Genomic DNA, 19,204 nt, shown 5'->3' on the forward strand with positions numbered 1-19,204 from the left:
ACGAACTACGCGTTTGCGACTTCCAGTTCGCCTTTACCCTGTGCTCGCTTGTATAGGAATAGCGTTAGCATTGCAGGGATAAAGATGGCGACGAGCATTGCGATGCCATAGATGCCCCAATATTGCGGTTGGATAGATAGGATGCCAGGTAGACCGCCTACACCGATACCATTTGCCATCACACCTGCGCTACCACACAGCGCTGCTGCAATCGCACTGCCCACCATTGCGCTAAGCATTGGGAACTTGTATTTCAGGTTGATACCGTACATCGCAGGCTCTGTTACACCTAAGTATGCTGAGATTGCCGCTGGTACAGAGATGTCACGTTCACCATGTTTCTTGCTGATGATGATGATTCCAACGACTGCCGATGCTTGCGCGATATTAGATAGTGCAATAAGAGGCCAGATTGGTGTGCCACCCAGTTCCTGCATAAGTTGCAGGTCAACGGCGTTGGTTGTGTGGTGAATACCTGTAATAACCAATGGAGCGTATAGGAAACCAAAGATCATCGAACCAAGGACTGCAAAATCACCCGTCATTGCGGCTTTTGCTGCTGTCGCTACGCCATCACCTAATAGACGACCAAATGGACCGATGATTGAGTGCGCAAGGATTACCGATAGTAGGATTGAAACAAACGGCACAACAACTAGGTATAGGTAAGATGGAGTAATACGTTTAAGGTTCGTTTCAATAAAGGCCAGCGCCATACCCGCTAACATGGCAGGGATCACCTGGGCTTGGTAGCCGACTTTTTCAATCACGAATAGGCCAAAGTCCCATACTTCCGGTACTTCTTTACCAATCAGATAAGCATTCATCAACTGTGGTGAAACCAAGGTCACACCCAAAGTAATACCCAGAATCGGTGTGCCACCCAGCTTCTTCACGGTTGACCAACATACACCCACCGGTAGGAAGAAGAATATCGCTTCACCAATCAACCATAGGAATGAGTGTACGGTTGCCCAGAACTGACTGATTTGTGTCAGCGTCTGGCCATCAAACATCTTGATGTCGCCGATAACGTTACGAAAACCAAGGATCAAACCACCGGTAATGATTGCAGGGAGAAGGGGTACAAAAATTTCTGCAAGGTGGGAGATGCCGCGCTCAACGATGTTCATGTTTTGGCGAGCAGCGAGCTTTGCATCGTCTTTCGATGTTTCACTCTTACCAGCTTGCGCTATCAGCATCTTGTATACTTCATCGACTTCAGTGCCGATAACGACTTGGAACTGACCAGCATTGGTGAAGCAGCCTTTGACCAGTTTCAGTTGTTCTAGTGCTTTTGCATCGGCTTTGTCAGTATCGTTCAGTACGAAGCGAAGACGGGTTAGACAGTGGCTAACACTTGCAATGTTGTCGCTACCACCGACTTTCTCGATGATTTGTGCAACATCTTGTTTTGCAATCTTGCTCATTGGGATGTCCTTAGTTTCTGAATAGGGTTTATCTATTTTTTATGGGAATGTTCCCATTTGTTGTTGAGTATAATGCCGATAACTGAATAAAGAATAAATGGGAACATTCCCATCATTTGAGAACGATCACAAATTAATTTTAGCGCGTGTGAAGGGTAACGAGCAGGTTATAAAGGGCAAAAGGACCTCAAACCCTTATGCTAAAAGCTCTAGAGTGAAATAGGCTCTTGGGTAATGTGGGTTTGTTGATACTCACCATTGAGCTGGCTCATTAGTACCTGCGCAGCTTTGTGGCCCGCTTGCTGATACCCAGGGTCAATACTAATGGTTTTTGGGAACAAGAAGGAGAGTAGCTCATTGCCACCTACTCCGGTCACGATGACGTCCTCACGACCTAGTTCTTGTAAGCGCTTAATCACTCCCATAGCCAACGTATCACTCGCGCAGACAATGGCTTGGGTTTGATCTGTGATGACGTTAGCGCAGTTTTCGTAAGCACTTTCATGGCTCAACTGACCGGTTTGATAGCTTGGTTCTTGCCCTGTTCGTTCACACCAATCTAGATAGGCGTTGAGACGCAGCAGACCTGTGGTTTTATCGCTAGGGTCAACACCAACGTAAGCGATATTGTTGAGGTTTTGCTCGGTAATAGAGGCGATAGCCTGACTAATGACACCCGCATTATCGTAATTGATCGAAGAGACCTCATCGGTGTCCATTGCGATAACTACAGCGCGGTTGTCCCATTTCTTGAGTGGTTCGATATCGCAGTCACTGAAACCAAACACAACCACACCATCGACATTGCGACGCTGCAAAACCTCCAAATGCTCATTGGTCTTCTCTCGACTGAACTGACTTTCCATGATCACTGCGTCATAGCCATTGGCGTAGATCACCTCAAGGATGCTACTGACTGCTTTGTTTTCTGACGGAGAATCAAGACGAGAGATAATAATTCCAATAACTTTCTGGCTACCACCACGCATTGATTGTGCTGATTTGGAAGGGACATAACCAGACTCTCTGATCACTCTTTCCACTTTTTCTCGGGTTTCAGGTTTAACCTTTGGATCGTTGGTCAGTACACGTGACACAGTGGATTTACCGACGCCAGAGAGTTTAGCGATATCGAGGATGGTGAGTTTTTTGCTCATGAGTAGGTTTAGGTTTCTGGTTATTGTTTCAATGAATGCATAGCCATATGCGTTGAACGCTAAAGGTAGAGGGTTTTGCAGTGGTTGTAAATGCGGGCGATCAGAAAAAGAAGCCATTTGCTAGTTATAACGAAAGCCCCTCAAAACTGAGGGGCTTGATATAGAAAGTGCTTTATTTAGCTGTTGTAGCTTAGTTAGTCGCTAGCTGAGCTTGTTGGTTTTTCTTTGCGCGGTTTAAACGCATCTTCTTAAGCGTGATAGCGACAAATGCTGTTGTTGCGACACCGATAGCCATTGCGATTAGCGCTAGAAGCGGCTTGTTGAATGCGCCAAGTAGTACAACGATAGGACCACCGTGAGCAACGTTACATGTTAGGCCGAATGAGAAGCCTAGCACACACGCTACTGCTGAGCCGATCATGTTGGCTGGGATGACCGCAAATGGGTCGCGAGCTGCGAATGGGATTGCACCTTCAGAGATACCTACCATACCCATAGCCGTAGCCGCTTTCGCATTCTCAACTTCTTCGCCTTCGAATAGGTTCATTTTGCTACCGATGAATGCTGCGAGTGCCATACCTAGGGGAGCAACAGGGATTGCAGCCGCTTGTGCACCCATGAACTGAGTTTGACCTTCAGCAATCAAGCCGACACTGAATAGGAAAGCTACCTTGCCGAAAGGACCACCCATATCGAAGCCTTGCATCAAACCAATCACGATACCGATGATGATCACGTTACCCGTCGATAGGTTCGCCAGTACGTTGTTCATGGTTTCCATGATGCCAGCGATCGGTGCACCGATGATGAAGATGAACACTGCAGCAATGAAGAGCGAGCCAGCAATTGGCGCGATCATGATTGGTACAAGTGGCTGAATCATCTTCGAGTAGTTGAAGCTGACAATCCACTTAACGAAGTAACCCACCAATAGACCAGCAATAATGGCACCAATGAAGCCTGTACCCGCACCAGCGTCATAGAAAGAGCCATTGTTTGCGATCCAACCACCAATCAGACCCGGAGCAAGACCTGGACGGTCAGCAATCGCATAAGCAATGTAACCAGCAAGGACAGGAATCATCAAGGTAAAGCCAACCACACCTACGTCGAGAATCTTATTCCACAGACTTCCTTCTGGAATCGCAAGTCCACCTGGCGTTGGCTCACCTCCGATCGCGAGGGAAAGGGCGATCAAGATACCGCCGACCACGACGAATGGGATCATGTGAGATACACCATTCATTAAATATTTGTAGAGGTCTTTACCTGAACCACCAGGGCCAACCACATTCGCATTCTGAGTAGAAGCTTTGCCGTCACCTTGGTAGATTGGCGCTTCAAGTGCTTGCTCAATCAGCTTATCTGCTTCTTTAATTGCGGCTTTAACGCCGGTGATAATGACTTTCTTCCCTGCAAAACGGTTAAGATCGACTTGTTTGTCACAAGCGACAACAATCGCGTCTGCACGCTCGATATCGGCATCAGTCGGAGAGTTGCGTACACCGATAGAACCGTTGGTTTCAACGCGGTGCTCATAGCCCATCTCGGTTGCGGCTTTTTCAATAGATTCAGCAGCCAGATAAGTGTGTGCCACACCCGTTGGACAGCCGGTTACACCAATGATAAAGCCTTTGCTGATGGCATGTTTTGGCTTTTCTTCTTCGTTGCTTGCTGTGATCAGCGCCAACGCTTCTTCTGCCGTTTTTGCAGCTTTAAGGTTTTCAAGGAACGAAGGCTCAATGATTTTAGATGAAAGATTAGCGAGAACTTCAATATGGAAATCCGAAGCCTGTGCAGGAGAGGCGATCATAAAGAAGATGTCAGATGGCTGCCCATCTTCTGCTCCATAATCAATCCCTGTTTTACTGATACCTACAGCGATGGCAGGTGATGTGACTGCCGCGCTTTTTGCGTGAGGAAGGGCGATGCCGTCTTCAAATCCTGTGTTTCCTGTCTCTTCTCGTTCCCATAGGTCACGAACGAATAGCGCTTTGTCTGAAACCTTACCTGCAGACGCTAAAACATCAGCAAGCTCTTGGAATACAGACTCCTTGTCTGTCGCAGTTAATTCAAGTTTGATTAGCTGCTCATTGAGGATCTCTTTCATCATAATGCGGATCTCTTTGTTATTTGTAGGGTAACGTAAGCTTAATTTATATATGTATTTACAAATCAGATTCTATATTAGGAGGGGATTGGCGGTGTTAAATTGACCCTAATCATGTTTTTTAATAGAGGATAGCTCAATTTAGCCGCCTATTGTCCAAACTGTGAACTGGTTAACGCTGATTAACCAAACTTACGGAAACTCCCCTTATTGACATTTTTGTTATGTCAAATATCTATAAATTCTTGGGTTGTATCCGGTAAGGTAACGTTTGATGACCTCGCCATTGACTGATGAGCATTGAACCATCACTGAGAGGTAATACGTCATGAATGTGTGCAAACGGCGAGTCACTTAAAGCGTTCAGTGGTTGTAAGGAATCGTCGATATACTCAGGTTTTTGCGCTCCAATCGCCTCCACGACTCTCCCTTGCTTGTCTAATACGATGACAAACCCGCTTTCATCAAGTCGGTTAGCGTAGTTGGTTAGGTCATCATCACTCACTATTGGGCCCGACCAGCATACTCCTGAATATAGGTGGTCACCGTTTATCACAGCTCGGCAAGGATAAGCCCCCGGTAAATGGGTGCTGTGAACAAACTCACCCGTTAAAGTGAAGTGTTTGAACTTGGATTGTTTTCTCGAAGACACAACGAGTAAAGGGTTGCCGTTTATGTCGGTAAATCGTGGGTCGATAGTAATACCATGCGGATTTATAAGTGAAGCGTTATCTGGTGCTAACTCACTACCACCAAAAGAGAATTGATACTCACCCTGTTGGGTGAAACTATGTATGTAGCTTGCTCCATAACCGTCTGCGATGTAGATGTCTCCATTTGGAGCAACACAGGTTTCGGTCGGGTTATAGGTCAGCTCATCAGGATAAATTCCTAGTTCAAATGGATTGGCAAACGTGTGTAGAACATTACCTTTTAAGTCGGTTTTTACCACCTCGCCTAGGCCTTTTTTAACGATACCATCGATCTCCGTAACTCCTGTCTGAGTAATCAACAAGTACTCATGTTCACCTTGTTCGAACAAGGTTAAACCGTGACATCCATCGTAGCCCAAGGTCCAACTCTCAAGGAAGTCGCCCTCTGGAGAGAAAATGATGATGTTGTTGTCTGGGTGATCGGCGGATAGAAAAATGCGCCCATCTTTGCTCTGTGCCAGCTCGTGGCAGTTATCAATCTTGATATGCTCAGGAACGCTAGCCCACTGATTATCAACAATAAAATTGTCTTTGGTTGTCGGAGTAACAGGCATCTTTCTTCCTCTAGTAAAGAGATGATTTCACGTTTGTAACGAATTTGTAGTTGCACAAGATAACAAATTTGTTTAATTTGTAAATACAAATAAGGAGAAAGATCAATGGCTACTTCAACTATCGAACCATGCTCAACCCTAGACCGCCCATCCGAGAAAAAGTTAGAGACGCTTTACGACCAATATCGTAAAGAGGGCTTCGTACTGCCTAAGCAACCACTTTTTAGTGAGCCAGACTTTGCTGAGCTAAAAGCTATTTTTGAGTCACTGCTAGATGGTAAGGGCGATATGCGTGCGGACGAACTGAACCGTCCTCACTATGAAGACCCGCGTTTGTTCAAGTTCTTAGCATCTGAGCCTGTGCTTGATTTAGTAGAGTCGATTATTGGTCCAAACATTGGGCTATGGAGTAGCCACTTTATTTGCAAAGAACCCTTCACCGGGCGCAAGACACCATGGCATGAGGACTCGAAATACTGGGAAGGCCGTATCGACAGAATGGATAAGCTCGCAACCATATGGCTGGCGATTGATCCATCTAAAAAAGAAAATGGTTGTATGCGAGTGATCCCTGGAACACACGTACGTGAAGAAAATTTTGAGTATGTATCAGTCGATAAAGCGACGCACACCTTCTCAACAGAGCTGCACGGTCGTTACTTTAATGAGGAAGATGCGGTTTACTTTGAGCTTGAACCAAATCATTGCTCTATCCACGATGGACGTATATTCCATGGCGCTTTGCCGAACACGAGCGCCATGCGTCGATGTGGCTATACAATGCGTTATGTCTCTTTGGAGTGTCAGATCAATCAAGACCACCCGGACAATGAAACGCACCGCTTATATCACCTGCGTGGTGAGAACGTTGCTAATAATAAGGTTGAGCAGCCACCGAAGTTTTAATTTTTTATGTTTTACACTGCAAATTCAATGGTTTGGAGTGCCGATAACTGATAGCAAAAACGGCGTGACTTTAATTGACTCACGCCGTTTTCGTATGTGAAGCAGAATATTAGGCTTAACGAATGGACACGGTTGTTAGCTCGTTAGAGGCTAAGGTCTCGATTGTGTATTGTGCTAATACTGAATGCAGCAGATATACGTTGTGTTCAATCACGAGTGTCACGTGGTTAGGTTCAACGCGCAGTAAGAATGCCTCTTTTTCGTTAACGATTTTGCCAGATACGGTTTTAGCGTCGTGACTGATATTCTTACCCGCTTCATTCTCGATATAGCTCAAAACAGAATGCTCACAATAGGCTTCTTTAAAATCAGGGAAAAGACTCACAGGCATCCACGTTTCTTCTAGCATCGCAGGTTCACCATTGATAATTCGCATGCGTTTATAGTGGTAGAGCGTGGTGCCTGCTTCGAGCTTGAACTTCTTCGCTAGCTCAGTATTTGCTTGAACTTGGGTAAACTCGAGGACGATATTTTTGAGATCGGTTTCTTTATTGATGCGCTCGGAAATACTGGTCAGGTTGTTGTCTTGGTAGAATTCTGGTGGGTTTACAAACATCCCCGAACCCTGGCGAGAGTGAACAAAAGACTCTTGCTTCAGCTTTTCGATTGCTTTACGTAATGTTGGGCGACTCACGCCAAACTTGTCCGCAAGCGCATGCTCACCATCCAATTGTGACCAAGCAGGGTAGATATTGTTGACGATATCTGACTTTATCGCTTGGTAAACCTCTACATATTTCATATCAATCGTTTCTTTCTTTTCTCTTAACAGTCACTTATCTGCTTAAGTCAGCTGTTAACACATATTTCTCATTGAAGCGTAAAGATAGCTTCATTTATTTGTAACATGCTATCAGATAACCCTTTTTCAGAGTAGTGAAAAGGAGCTGGTGTTCAATTTATGATCGAGATCATCAATGAAGAGTTTGCTGTTATATTTGTATTTACATATTTTTAGTGTGGGTTTATCTTGGCTACATAGCTTCGAGAGGAACCCACTATGCCAGATACAATCGATAATAAGTCAGCAAAAATCGACAATAACCCAAGCCAAGTCGACGTAAATAAGAAGATCCCATGTGAAAAGGATGCGCTAACTCAGCTACAGGTGATGGAAGCCTATACTCATGCACACCAAAGTGAGTTGGATATTTACCAGCGTGAAGTGAAATGTCTTGAGCAACTTTATCCTGTTTTGTTTAGACAAATTGAGGATGAAGACTGTGTTGTAGGCCGTGTTGATGCGTTGACGATCGGTTTTGGTAGTGTGACATCAGTGGGTGGCGTGGGGCACTACTGTAACTTTGACAAGCTGGAATCGTTCAAAGCTGAGTTAGAAGAATCTGAGCATCAACGTGTTGATGCGCTGCTCAAATACTGGGAGACCAATGACACACGCTCTATCTATTTCCGCCAAACATTGAATGACTCGACTCTCGGTAAATTCGTTGATGTAAATTACCCAGCAATCGCAACGGCTCGCTTAAGTGGCATGTATTTGGATTACAACAAGCTTATCGACAACGGCATTACTGGTATGCGAGCAATGATTTCCGATAAGCTCGCAACAGCGAAAGCGGCGGGTGACGAAAAGGCCCAATCACTGCACAAGGCGTTCTTAGGGTGTTTTGATATCTTGGAGCGAGTGATCGATCACCACATTATGCTTTGCGCTAAAGAGTTAGAGGCAACAGAAGATTTGTCACGCAAGCACCAAATGAACGATCTTATCGATGCATTGAATGCGGTTCGCACTGATAAGCCGCAGACTTTCCTTCAAGGTATTCAGCTTTCTTGGTTATTCAGCATGTGTGCGGGTGTAGTGAACTACGGTCGTATGGATGATTACTTGGGTGATTTGCTGGTGGCCGATCTCGATGCAGGTCGAATCACAGAGCGACAAGCTATTAACTATATCCGTTCTCACTACCGACTGATCGAAGCGCGCAAGACGACAGTAAACGGTCGTGTTGTGGTTGGTGGTAAAGGTCGCCGTAATCCTGAAACAGCCGACGTGTACTGTCGTTTGTCGATCCAGGCAGTACGTGAAAACCAAGACACAGAACCACAATTTACGCTACGTATTTTCAAAGGCATGAACGAAGACGTTTACCAAGATGCGCTTGATGCTATCGGTGAAGGCCTGACTTACCCGATTCTGTACAACGATGATGTGAACATCCCTGCAGTGATGAAGTCTATGCAGATTTCAGAGCAAGACGCGGAGCATTACGTGCCGTTTGGATGTGGTGAGTTTGTTCTTTCTGGAAAAAGTGTTGGTACGCCAAACACCTGTATTAACATCTTGAAGATCTTAAATATCTCACTAACCGGTGGTATTGATTTCTGGGATGGCAAAGACAAGAGTGGCGGTACGGCACTTATTCAACCTGACCAAGTATCAAGTTTTGAAGACGTGATGCAAAACTACCGTGACCTGCTTGATTACTATATCGAGTTAACGTCCAAAGCTCAGGCGTTCTCTTACGAAGTGATGAACCAAGAGGTAGGCTTCTTGTTTACGAGCATCCTGACGGATGACTGTATTGGCCGCAGCAAAGCGTTGCTAGACGGCGGTGTTTACAAGCTAGGTGGTACCAATGAGACTTACGGTAATACCAACGCGTATGACTCATTAACAGCAATTAAACGCGTCATCTTTGAAGAGCAAAAGTACAGTTACCAAGAGTTGATTGAAGCCTTACGCGTCGATTTCGACGGCTACGACCGCATGAAGTATGATCTGATTCAAGCGCCTAAATTTGGTAACGATGACGCTTATGTTGACGATATCGCTGTCGAGATGCATGAATACATCTGTAATGGCATCAAAGATTCAGCTGCAAAGGTTGGTATGGATAGCTACTTGGTTGTGATCATTAACAACCAAGTAAACACAGAGTGGGGACGTGCAACCAGCGCCTCTGCGGATGGTCGTCACCAAGGTGTTTACATGAGTAATGCCAACAATCCTCAAAGTGGCGCGGATAAAAATGGCCCGACAGCGATGTTGAATTCGCTCGTGAAACTAAAAGCAGATGTTCATGCTGGCTCCGTTCAGAACATGAAGTTCAGTAAGAACATGTATCAAGACAAACGCATGATTGTCGAGGCATTGCTAGATGGGTATTTTGAGCAAGGCGGTCCACAAATCATGGTGAGCGTTGTCGGTAAGGGTGAGCTTGAAGATGCGTATCACAACCCAGAGAAGTACCCGAACTTAGTGGTACGTGTGGGTGGTTTCAGTGCGCGCTTTGTCAATCTTGACCGTGATGTTCAGCTCGAGATCTTGAATCGTACTCTTAACGACTAATCTACTAACCTAGCGATGGGGCTGCTTGTCAGCCCCTTTTTGCTTATTCTCCTTCAGGTAAATCACCATGCACGGCATAGTTTTCGATATTCAAAAGTTCAGTGTCAATGATGGCCCCGGCGTTCGTACCGCGGTGTTTTTAAAAGGCTGTCAGATGAAATGTGTCTGGTGCCACAACCCTGAATCTTTGAGCGTTAAACCACAACTTTCTTTTTCAAAGGATAAGTGTGTGGGCTGCCGAGAGTGTGAAAAGGTTTGCCCTAAAGGTGTTCATTCGTTTGACGAACAAGGCACGCATAACGTTAACTTTGAAGATTGCGATGCTTGCGGGTTGTGTGTTGATGCTTGTATTCACAATGCACTAAAAGTGTATGGGAAAGAGCAAAGTGTCGATGATGTGTTTGCTGAGGTTATGAAAGACAAAATCTACTTTGATAAGTCTGGTGGCGGTGTGACGTTATCCGGTGGTGAGGCATTGAAGCAGTTTGATTTCTCTTTGGCACTAGCCAAAAAGTGTAAAGAAAACGGACTCCATGTGTGCATTGAAACCAATGGTGCCTCCAAGCCCGACCACTATCGTCAGATCGCCCCTTATGTAGATTTGTTCTTATTTGATTACAAGGCGACAGGGGAGAAAACGCACAAAGAGCTAACTGGGCTATCCCGAGACTTCGTACAACAAAACCTTGCTTTACTTAATGAAATTGATGCTCAGGTGATATTACGCTGTCCTATTATCCCTGGGTATAACTTGTCTGAAGAACACTTGGCAGCCATCGCAGAACTTAGCTGCTCTATGCCTAATATCCAGAAGGTTGAAGTGTTGCCTTATCATAATTTTGGTAAAGGTAAGGCTGAAGAGATCGGTCGTGAATATGCAGTGGATGCTGAAGTGCCTGAAGGTGAACAGATCGCCGCATGGTTAGATAAAATTAAAAGCTACGGTTCAATCAAGGTGACATTAACTTAATACCCAGTGAGTTCCATGTAACCTTTGCCAGAATGTGTGCCTTTAAATAACACCGGGCCCTCCCAATAGGCTACATTGAGGGGCATTTTTGCTTTTGAGTTGATAGCAGAGAGTTCTATCTGAAGCTCTTGTGAGGGAATCGCTAGCCGCCACTCGGTTGGGTAACTACGTCCTTCAACGTTGGTGTTTTTTATGGGTTCCAACGCCATTTCATTTGGTTCAATATCTAGGTGATGGCCATCTCTGTACATGATTCGCGCGTGGTTATAGCTGGCTTTTCCTGACTTAGAATCCCTCAGCTGGAAAAGCACCATGGTCGTATCTTCATCGAGCCTTAACGCGAACCAGTCCCAACCTTGTTGAGAGTCGAGTAAAAACTGCGAGCTCCATTCTCTATCAATCCAACCATCACCAGTAACTTGATGGGTCACTCCATCGATAGTGACGGTTCCTTCTACACTGATAAAAGGCTGGCTATAGTAATGGGAGGCCACACTGCCATCGGCACTTTTCTCACTATAGCCTTGATTACCTTGTTTTTGATAAGGGGCATCGCTGGTTAACACCAACTGATAGCCAAACTGGTCTGAACTCGCTTCAAGTGTTGCGGGGAACATATCTGTAGAACTTGAGCGCCATTGCCAATCATCAAGAAAGACTCTAAATGGCTCACTCTCGACGCCGGCAAGTTGTTTCTGACCGCGCGACCACTTCTCATCGGCATAATGTACCTGCGCCGTCGTCACCGCACTGTGTGCCATGTAGACTTGCTGGCTTCTCCATGCATTAGATTTTTTCGTGCCGTCTTTGGGAGGGGCGACGGCGAAACGAAATTGAGTCCATTGCATACCGATGTCTTTGCCATTTTTATCGGTCAGGTTGGCGGTCAGGTACCACCATTCGTGACGATATTGATTATGGGCTTGATGGTCTTCTGGGAAGCTAATTTGAGTGCTTGGTTTGACTTGTGAATACTGAGTGTCGCTTTCCCCCAATACTGTCCCCATGCTTTGGGGCGTGGTTTGATCACAACCGACAAGGTGCATAAAAGAAGAAGTGAGTAACAGGGCGAAAAGTTTGTTCATTACAACACCTCACTTTGTAGGCTTGATACCACAGGCTTTCTCACTAATCGCCATAAAGGGATCAAGGTAGCCAACACAGCAACCAACAGGGTTGAAAATGAAATGACAAACACGTCACTCCAGCTCCACGCAAAATTGAGGCTCCATCCAAACGCTCTCAGTGTCACGATATCCGTCAGTACATAACCCACTAAAGTCCCGAGTGGTAAAGCAATGAGTAGGGTAAAAATAACCAGCGAGGCGATCTGTCCTAGGTTCATTGCGAGTAACCTGATACGACTGACACCGAGTGCATGCAACCTGGCAATCGCCGCTTTTCGGGCATCGAGCAACATAAAACAGGCGGTAAACAAACCAATGACCGCGACTAATAACGTCACAGCATTGAGTGCTTTGGTGATCGCGAACGTCTGAGTAAAAATATCCAATGCGATGGATTTGATCTCTGCTTGGTCATAGAGCTGGCTTGAATGAAGGTTGAGCTGCGCTTTGAGTTGCTGGTAAACCCTGTCCTTGTCGCCCAAGACCTTGAGCCCCAAGCTTGATGGAAGGTTGGTAAATCCAGATTCTTGCCACAACTGCGGAGATATCAGCACCTCTCCATTAGGTGAGCCGTAGTCATAAAAAATGGCGCCGACTTTTAGGTTGGAGCTTATGGCATCAAGAGTGATTTCATCGCCGAGATCCAATTTGAGTTTGATACTAGTAGGCTCACTGATTGCAACCATATTTACACTGTAAAACTGTTCCCAGAAGTTGGGTAATTGAGAGTGGAAAACCAGGGTCTGTTCTAGTGTGGCTTGGTCCTTGGTCCCGAGTAAAGTCGGTAAGCCTTGAAGTTGAATATCAACGTAAAATTGTTTGTAGACCGTTTCAACATTGGGAAAAGACTCTAATTGTTGTTCGACATGACGCATCTCACCTTGTGATGGGCTGACGTAGATATCAGCATGCAGCCTTTGTTCAAGCCAAGATCTTAATGTGGATTCAAAGCTGCCAACCAGGGTGTTCATTCCTATGTTTGCAGCGACAGCCAGTAGTAGAGCCATCATTGCTAGCGATAGTGGAGAAATGAGCTCTTTTAGTTCTGCAAACAAGTACTCAACCAGCCCAGGTTTGGTTCTACTGAGGCTCCAATCTGACAACGCGCTGAGAGTCTTGGGTAGGTAAAGAGGAATAGATATCACTAATACACCCAACCACAGCATAGTGAGGCGATGGTGTTCACTGAACCAAAGCCCAAGCATTGCCACGATGGATAGGCAGATGCCAGTGACGAGTAGTCTTTTCTCGTTGATGGAATCTGGAGCGCTGTAAAACCCGCCATGTGACGACAAAGGTTGGTTTACTCTTTGTTTGAAATGCTGCCAACAAGCAAGCAAAGTTACCACTAAGGTAAATACCAATGCTTGCAACCACCACTGCCACAACCAAGTGCCTGGTAGCAAAGTCGCCCCATATAATTGCTCTAAAGTTAGGGGGACGGTTGGATGTAACCAATGACTGAGCTGAATGCCTAAGATGAACCCAAGCGATGAACCAAGGGTGACCAGGATGCTGAGTTCTATCAACAAGCTGGTGAATACGATATTGGCACTGACTCCAGATTGCTGCATTTGTACCAATAAGCGGTTGCGCTTGAGTAAGCTGTATTTCACGCCGTTGTACGCAATGAATAAACCCACTAAGAAGGCAAGCAAACTCATCGCAGTTAGGTTGAGATGGAAACTATCTGTGAGGGAGCCTAAGTCTGCACTTTGGGTGTTTTCAACCCATTGAGCTCTACCTTTGATGATTGGTGCCCATCTATCTTGTTGTGTACTATTGCTTGAGAGAACCGCGATATAACTGAGCTGTGAAGGCTTGTTGAGAAGCTTTTGAGCAAAGCCAATATCCATCAACATTCGACTGCCGAGTTGCCAACCATCTGGAAGCGCGACTACCTGAGTTTCTATGTTGTCTAGGGTAAGGGTTTCAACGTCATTTAGGGCTTGATGTTGAGCGTGACTCATCATCACAATCGGCTCACCGGTCAAAAGACTGGCAAGAGGAATAGCAGGATCATCCAGTTGTATAGCTTGTTGCTCATTAGTGCTATTGAACTGCGAAGTTAATGCGGCAATCAGCTCGCTGCCTTGAACGGACCAACGCCTTCCCTCTTCATCTCGAACGCGTCCTTCGATAATAGGCAGCGCTTGACTCAATCCAGCTTGTCTCAGTTCGAAATATACCGCTTCGGGCAAATAACGCTGCCCAGGTAGAGGAAGAATGAGTGTTTGGGCTTGACCGCTCAGTTGTTCTGTCGATTCCGCATAGCTGCGTTTGGCGTTGAGGTTGATGGCTTGAACAGCCACGAATAATGTGACGGCGAGAACAATACCGATCAATATGGCAGCAGCCTGCAACGGGGCTTGTCGATAGTGCGCGATATAGAGCTTTAATGACAGCCTCGCATGTGACCAATTAACTCGTTGCACAATGCAATGCCTCACGCTCTATTTTAGTTGGAGTTAGTTGACCGTTTTGGAGGTGAAAACCATGCTGCATGAACTGAGCGCATTCTTCACTGTGGGTGACCAAAACTATCGAGGTATCAGCCTGTTGCGATAGTTCGGTTAGCAGCTTCATCACTTCCAAACCTGAACGTTGGTCTAGGTTACCGGTTGGTTCATCGGCGAGCAGAATTTTGGGCTGATGAGCAAGCGCACGCGCTATGGCGACTCGTTGCTGCTGGCCTCCAGATAAAGCGGAAACATGCCTGTCTAATAGAGAGCTAATACCCAAAGCCTCTGTTAGGTGATCACACCAAGCATTCCATTTGAGGTTATTGAGATGCAATGGGAAGGCGATGTTCTGCCTTACACTGAGCGGCGTTAACAAGTTGAACTGTTGGAATATGACACCAAGCTTTTGATGGCGGAACTGGCTCCACTGAGGGTCTTTCCATTGGTGACTGTCTTCACCGCATAAGATTAGCTGACCAGAAGAGAGTGGTTCAAATCCCGCAATAATGTTGAGAAGAGTGCTCTTTCCGCTTCCGCTTGCTCCAGTCAGTGCAACACTGGTGCCCCGCGTGAGTGTGAAGTCGATGTTATCTAAAACTTGATGTGATTCTTTTCCATCGACAAAGCTTTTCGTGGCATTACAAGGCTCAACAATGCATTCGTTCATGGCATTCCTCTAATTGGTGCACGCATCTATTTAAAGTATATGCATGAACCACTTAGATGGATTAAAAGTGATGACTATTTGTGGGCTAGATCAGCTGCATGGATGAAAGCAAAAACAGCCCAAAGGTACAGGTAACAAGGGAAGCAACCGTCGTTAAAGCGATGATGTTTGCCGCCAGTTTAGAGTTGCCTCCCATAGCACGAGCCATAACGTAGCTCGCAGCAGCAGTAGGTGCTGAACTCATAAAGAAGATGATACCTAAGTCCAGTCCTCGAAAACCGAAAACGTAGCCACCCAAGGTAATAAAAAGCGGACAAAGAACGAGCTTGTAACCGGTGGCAAACCAGGCCGGTGCTTTTTCTGAGCGCAGCGCGCTGACATCGAGTGAACCACCGGTGCAAAGAAGGGCAAGTGGCAGTGTCATGTTGGCAAAATAGCTGCCTGCATCGGTGATCATTTTAGGCACAGGGATAGAAAGGGTATAGAACACAACCCCAGCCAAAATTGAGATGATCAATGGATTTTTAGTGAGGGTTTTCGTCATGATTGCGAGTGCTTGTTTACCACTGGTTTCCCCTCGAGGGCTTAAAGCGACGACAGCTTGAATATTGTAGAGGATGGTTGTGGATGCAACGTAAACCGCCGCCAGTGCAACCCCGGTTTCACCATACGCGTTAGCGACGTATGCTAGGGCGATGATCGCGGTATTGGCTCGAAAACCGCCTTGCAGAATAACACCGTTATCCTCGCTGTTTTTGAAAGCAAACTTGGTGGAGAACGCGGTAAAAAGGAAGAACAGGAGGTTTGCGACTAGTCCATACACCACCAAGTTGGCCGCCGCAGCGAAATCATGCTCACTTTGAATGATGCTGAGAAACAGCATTGCTGGCAGGGATACCTGAAAAACCAGCTTTGAAGCCACATCGATAAAGTTTTCATTGATCAATCCGATGCGTTTTAGTGCCACGCCAAGAAACAACATTAAGCAGATTGGTCCGGTCACGGATGCGGAAAATAATAACTGGTCAATGAATCCGTTCACGTTAACTTCCTATAGGAATCAATGGGCTGAATATTTGTATGATTATTACATATTCATTTAAGAGTGAGAATAGATTTGCAAAATAGAACGGTCGTGCTAAAAATATAGAGCGTCAATTAGAAACCACATTGAACATGGAAGCGACAGATTAATGAAGAAAGGAAGACTCACCAAAGAGCATATCCTGCAGCACGCCTTTTCTATTGCCAGTGAATCTGGGCTTGAGAGCCTATCTTTTGGTTCGCTTGCCCAAAAATGTGATATGTCAAAAAGCGGCTTGTATGCCCACTTCCAATCAAAACAGAAACTGCAGCTCGATGTAATTCATTATACCAATCAGGTGTTTGCTCAGAGAGTCATTGAGCCAGTTAGAGAAAAGCAGCTCGCTTCTTATCGCCAAAAAATAGCGCAGTTATTTGAACTATGGCTCGATTGGAATCACTCCTTTCAAGGTCGCTGCATGTATCTGGATGCTTGGAATGACACCCAAAAAGAGAACGACCCATTGCAGCAAGCGTTGAAAGAGTCAGTCTCAATCTGGATCGATTATCTGTCCATCCAGCTGACGAAGGCGCAACAATGCGGTGAGTTGAAACCCGAAGTCTCACCTAAGCAAGCGGCCTTCGAACTATATAGCTTCTATCTCGGTGCGAATCTGTTTTATTCCCTGCATGGGCAAGATCAAAGCCGAGAGCATTTTTGGCATAGCGTTAACAGCCGACTCAATGTGTGGCTGACTACCGAATCCTCAACCTCAGCAACGAATACGTCTGACGGTCATCAATAAGTGAAAATATCATGAGTGAAAAAATCTATTTTAATACGTCAGGCAAGTTCAGCTTAAAGCGCAGCTTGGTCAACATGTCGACTCGTTTACACCACACGGTTGCTCCTAAGCATGCGCGCAATACTGCACGTAAGTTGCTACTTACCCCTGTGCGAACGCCAGCAAAGAACGATGAGCCGAAGGGGTTGATTAAGGCCAAAGTGCAATCGACAGAGGGTGAGCTAAGCACATATTCACTGGGTGAGGGGCCAACTTGGGTACTGACGCATGGTTGGTCTGGAACCGCGAGTCAGTTTTTTCCGTTAATGGAGCATATCGCAGCAAAAGGGTTTCGAGCCCTAGCGTATGATCATCCTGCTCATGGGCAAAGCCAAGGTACGCAAGGTCACATCCCAGCATTTATCGCCGGTTTAGAAGCGATTCTGGATACTGCTGATGAGGTCGCTGGTATTATCGGACACAGTATGGGAACGGCTTCAACCTTGGAGTGTCGTCATGCTAAGGCAGAGAACTGTCCGTTACTACTTATTGCCCCTGTATTGAACTACGTAGAGAATTTGTTTGGCAGTGTGGCGCGCTCAGGTTACTCGATGAAGCTCTTCAGTGAAGTAGTGAATGAGATTGAGGTGAAGTACAACTTCCCGATTCAATCTATTGACCCACTGAAGCGCCTATCTCAACGTGAACACCAGACGATTATTGTTCATGACAAAGACGACAAGTTTACTCGCTTCGACGTGTCAAAAGATGCTTCTGAGTCTATCGAACGTGCGGCATTAGTGGCGACGACGGGTCAGGGACATGGCCGAGTCATGAAGTGTCAAGAGGTGATGGACAGCTTTGATAAGTTGATTACTGCGAACCGTTAATCGACCCTAGTCACTGATTTGGGTTGATTTATCGTCTATCGTTCTAGCTTGAATGGATGTAAAGATTGAGTTAAAACAGTTGAGTACCACATTTTATTAACGGGCGCTTAGTCCGGGTAACTAAGGAAAGACAATGATCAAGGAAAATAGCTATTTTGAAGGCGGTGTGAAATCTCTAGGCTTTACACAAGAAGATGGCGATAGCAGTGTCGGTGTGATGGCCGTCGGCGAGTATAACTTCGGCACTGCGGCCCCAGAGCGTATGACGGTTGTTAAAGGTGCTTTGACAATTAAGCGTCAGGGCGAAGAAGAGTGGTCGACGTTTAAAGCTGGTGATTTCTTCGAGGTTGCGGGCGACTCTTCGTTTGACGTAAAAGTTGAACAGCAAACCGCGTATCTGTGTGAGTACCTATAACGCTGCAACTGCTGGCTAAAGCCTACTGTTAAAATGAAAAAAGCTAACAGCTGTCATGAGTCATGACTCATGACAAAGGCTCGTTAGCTTTTTGCTTTCTTCGAGTTATTGAATATTCTACTTGTTGTATTCAGCGTCCAAACTTAAGAACCAATGATGAACTGACCCGTCTGGTTTGGTGATCCACTGGTCATTATCGAATGCTTTTACTCGGCCTTTTAACTCCACCTTTAGCTTGTTTTCTTCTTCGCTGGTTCTTTCAACCTTGATGAACATATCCGAGGTGATCAAGAAGGGTTCAGCGTCTTTCACATCACTGCCTTCCGCAATCAAGAAGAAATGATTCAGCTTTCCGTCTTTCGGTTCGGTTGATACGGCTTTGTACCCCACGACTTTAAAGCCATCACCAATTGATTTATTGAGGATCTCACTACTCAGGCGAACATGGGTTGGGATAAATACATACGCTAGACCCGCAGCGGCTACGAGCAATAAAGTGAGGATGGAAAGTTTAAGTTTTGACATCTTAATGGGGTATTAATGAGTGTATGGAGCAAATTATACGGCGAAGTTTGTCAATTACTCTAATTTGAAATCAAAAAAAGCACGCATAGTGTATGCG

At 45.7% G+C, this 19,204-nt stretch carries 16 protein-coding genes; 6 read left to right on the forward strand and 10 right to left on the reverse strand.

Going from position 1 to position 19,204, the window contains the following annotated elements; translation table 11 throughout:
* Positions 1-5 precede the first annotated feature (5 nt).
* The 4 genes from treB to DPF91_RS03570 all read right to left on the reverse strand — a co-directional run bounded on the left by treB (position 6) and on the right by DPF91_RS03570 (position 5,964).
* Positions 6-1,430 (reverse strand): PTS trehalose transporter subunit IIBC, encoded by a 1,425-nt coding sequence (treB, locus tag DPF91_RS03555; RefSeq protein WP_117233043.1) that lies wholly within the window; start codon positions 1,428-1,430, stop codon positions 6-8.
* A gap of 209 nt (positions 1,431-1,639) precedes the next feature.
* The gene (treR, locus tag DPF91_RS03560; protein WP_117233204.1) at positions 1,640-2,587 is read right to left on the reverse strand and encodes a trehalose operon repressor TreR; all 948 of its coding nucleotides are present in this window, start codon (positions 2,585-2,587) and stop codon (positions 1,640-1,642) included.
* A gap of 190 nt (positions 2,588-2,777) precedes the next feature.
* Positions 2,778-4,700 (reverse strand): PTS fructose transporter subunit IIABC, encoded by a 1,923-nt coding sequence (locus DPF91_RS03565; protein ID WP_117233044.1) that lies wholly within the window; start codon positions 4,698-4,700, stop codon positions 2,778-2,780.
* Between the two features lie 232 nt (positions 4,701-4,932).
* Entirely contained in the window at positions 4,933-5,964 is a 1,032-nt protein-coding gene (locus tag DPF91_RS03570) for an NHL repeat-containing protein (protein WP_117233045.1), read from the reverse strand.
* Positions 5,965-6,069: 105 nt separating this feature from the next.
* Here DPF91_RS03570 and DPF91_RS03575 point away from each other — a divergent pair, with 105 nt between their 5' ends.
* A complete protein-coding gene (locus DPF91_RS03575; protein ID WP_117233046.1) occupies positions 6,070-6,870 on the forward strand; it encodes a phytanoyl-CoA dioxygenase family protein in 801 nt (266 codons plus the stop codon).
* 115 nt (positions 6,871-6,985) lie between these two features.
* Here DPF91_RS03575 and DPF91_RS03580 read toward each other — a convergent pair whose 3' ends face one another.
* Positions 6,986-7,672 (reverse strand): GntR family transcriptional regulator, encoded by a 687-nt coding sequence (locus tag DPF91_RS03580; protein WP_117233047.1) that lies wholly within the window; start codon positions 7,670-7,672, stop codon positions 6,986-6,988.
* A 258-nt stretch (positions 7,673-7,930) separates the two neighbouring features.
* Between DPF91_RS03580 and DPF91_RS03585 the strand changes: the two genes are divergently transcribed.
* Positions 7,931-10,243 carry a pyruvate formate lyase family protein gene (locus DPF91_RS03585; RefSeq protein WP_117233048.1) on the forward strand — a complete coding sequence of 771 codons (2,313 nt, stop codon included), beginning with the start codon at positions 7,931-7,933 and terminating at the stop codon, positions 10,241-10,243.
* A 67-nt stretch (positions 10,244-10,310) separates the two neighbouring features.
* On the forward strand, positions 10,311-11,213 hold the full coding sequence (locus DPF91_RS03590; RefSeq protein ID WP_117233049.1) for a glycyl-radical enzyme activating protein: 903 nt from the start codon (positions 10,311-10,313) through the stop codon (positions 11,211-11,213).
* Here the strand turns inward: DPF91_RS03590 and DPF91_RS03595 are convergent.
* The 4 genes from DPF91_RS03595 to DPF91_RS03610 form a co-directional block, all read right to left on the reverse strand.
* A complete protein-coding gene (locus tag DPF91_RS03595) occupies positions 11,210-12,298 on the reverse strand; it encodes a lipocalin-like domain-containing protein (RefSeq protein ID WP_117233050.1) in 1,089 nt (362 codons plus the stop codon). The two genes, DPF91_RS03590 and DPF91_RS03595, sit on opposite strands and share 4 nt — an antisense overlap.
* Positions 12,298-14,775 (reverse strand): ABC transporter permease, encoded by a 2,478-nt coding sequence (locus DPF91_RS03600; RefSeq protein ID WP_241033749.1) that lies wholly within the window; start codon positions 14,773-14,775, stop codon positions 12,298-12,300. Before DPF91_RS03600 ends, DPF91_RS03595 begins: the two co-directional genes overlap by 1 nt.
* Positions 14,762-15,469: an ABC transporter ATP-binding protein gene (locus tag DPF91_RS03605; protein ID WP_117233052.1), complete on the reverse strand. Its 708-nt coding sequence runs from the start codon at positions 15,467-15,469 to the stop codon at positions 14,762-14,764. The genes DPF91_RS03600 and DPF91_RS03605 overlap by 14 nt, the downstream gene beginning before the upstream one ends.
* Positions 15,470-15,554: 85 nt before the next feature.
* Positions 15,555-16,451: an AEC family transporter gene (locus DPF91_RS03610; protein WP_117233205.1), complete on the reverse strand. Its 897-nt coding sequence runs from the start codon at positions 16,449-16,451 to the stop codon at positions 15,555-15,557.
* Between the two features lie 211 nt (positions 16,452-16,662).
* Between DPF91_RS03610 and DPF91_RS03615 the strand changes: the two genes are divergently transcribed.
* From DPF91_RS03615 to ppnP, 3 genes are all read left to right on the forward strand, one after another.
* Complete coding sequence (locus DPF91_RS03615; protein ID WP_117233053.1) at positions 16,663-17,298, forward strand: TetR/AcrR family transcriptional regulator; 636 nt, start codon at positions 16,663-16,665, stop codon at positions 17,296-17,298.
* An 11-nt stretch (positions 17,299-17,309) separates the two neighbouring features.
* Positions 17,310-18,167 (forward strand): alpha/beta fold hydrolase, encoded by an 858-nt coding sequence (locus DPF91_RS03620; protein ID WP_117233054.1) that lies wholly within the window; start codon positions 17,310-17,312, stop codon positions 18,165-18,167.
* Between the two features lie 133 nt (positions 18,168-18,300).
* On the forward strand, positions 18,301-18,582 hold the full coding sequence (gene ppnP / locus DPF91_RS03625) for a pyrimidine/purine nucleoside phosphorylase (protein ID WP_117233055.1): 282 nt from the start codon (positions 18,301-18,303) through the stop codon (positions 18,580-18,582).
* A 117-nt stretch (positions 18,583-18,699) separates the two neighbouring features.
* On the opposite strand, the gene DPF91_RS03630 is transcribed toward ppnP, so the two are convergent.
* On the reverse strand, positions 18,700-19,107 hold the full coding sequence (locus tag DPF91_RS03630) for a hypothetical protein (protein WP_117233056.1): 408 nt from the start codon (positions 19,105-19,107) through the stop codon (positions 18,700-18,702).
* Positions 19,108-19,204: the final 97 nt, after the last annotated feature.

Source organism: Vibrio maerlii (assembly GCF_003415655.1).
Classification (GTDB): domain Bacteria; phylum Pseudomonadota; class Gammaproteobacteria; order Enterobacterales; family Vibrionaceae; genus Vibrio; species Vibrio maerlii.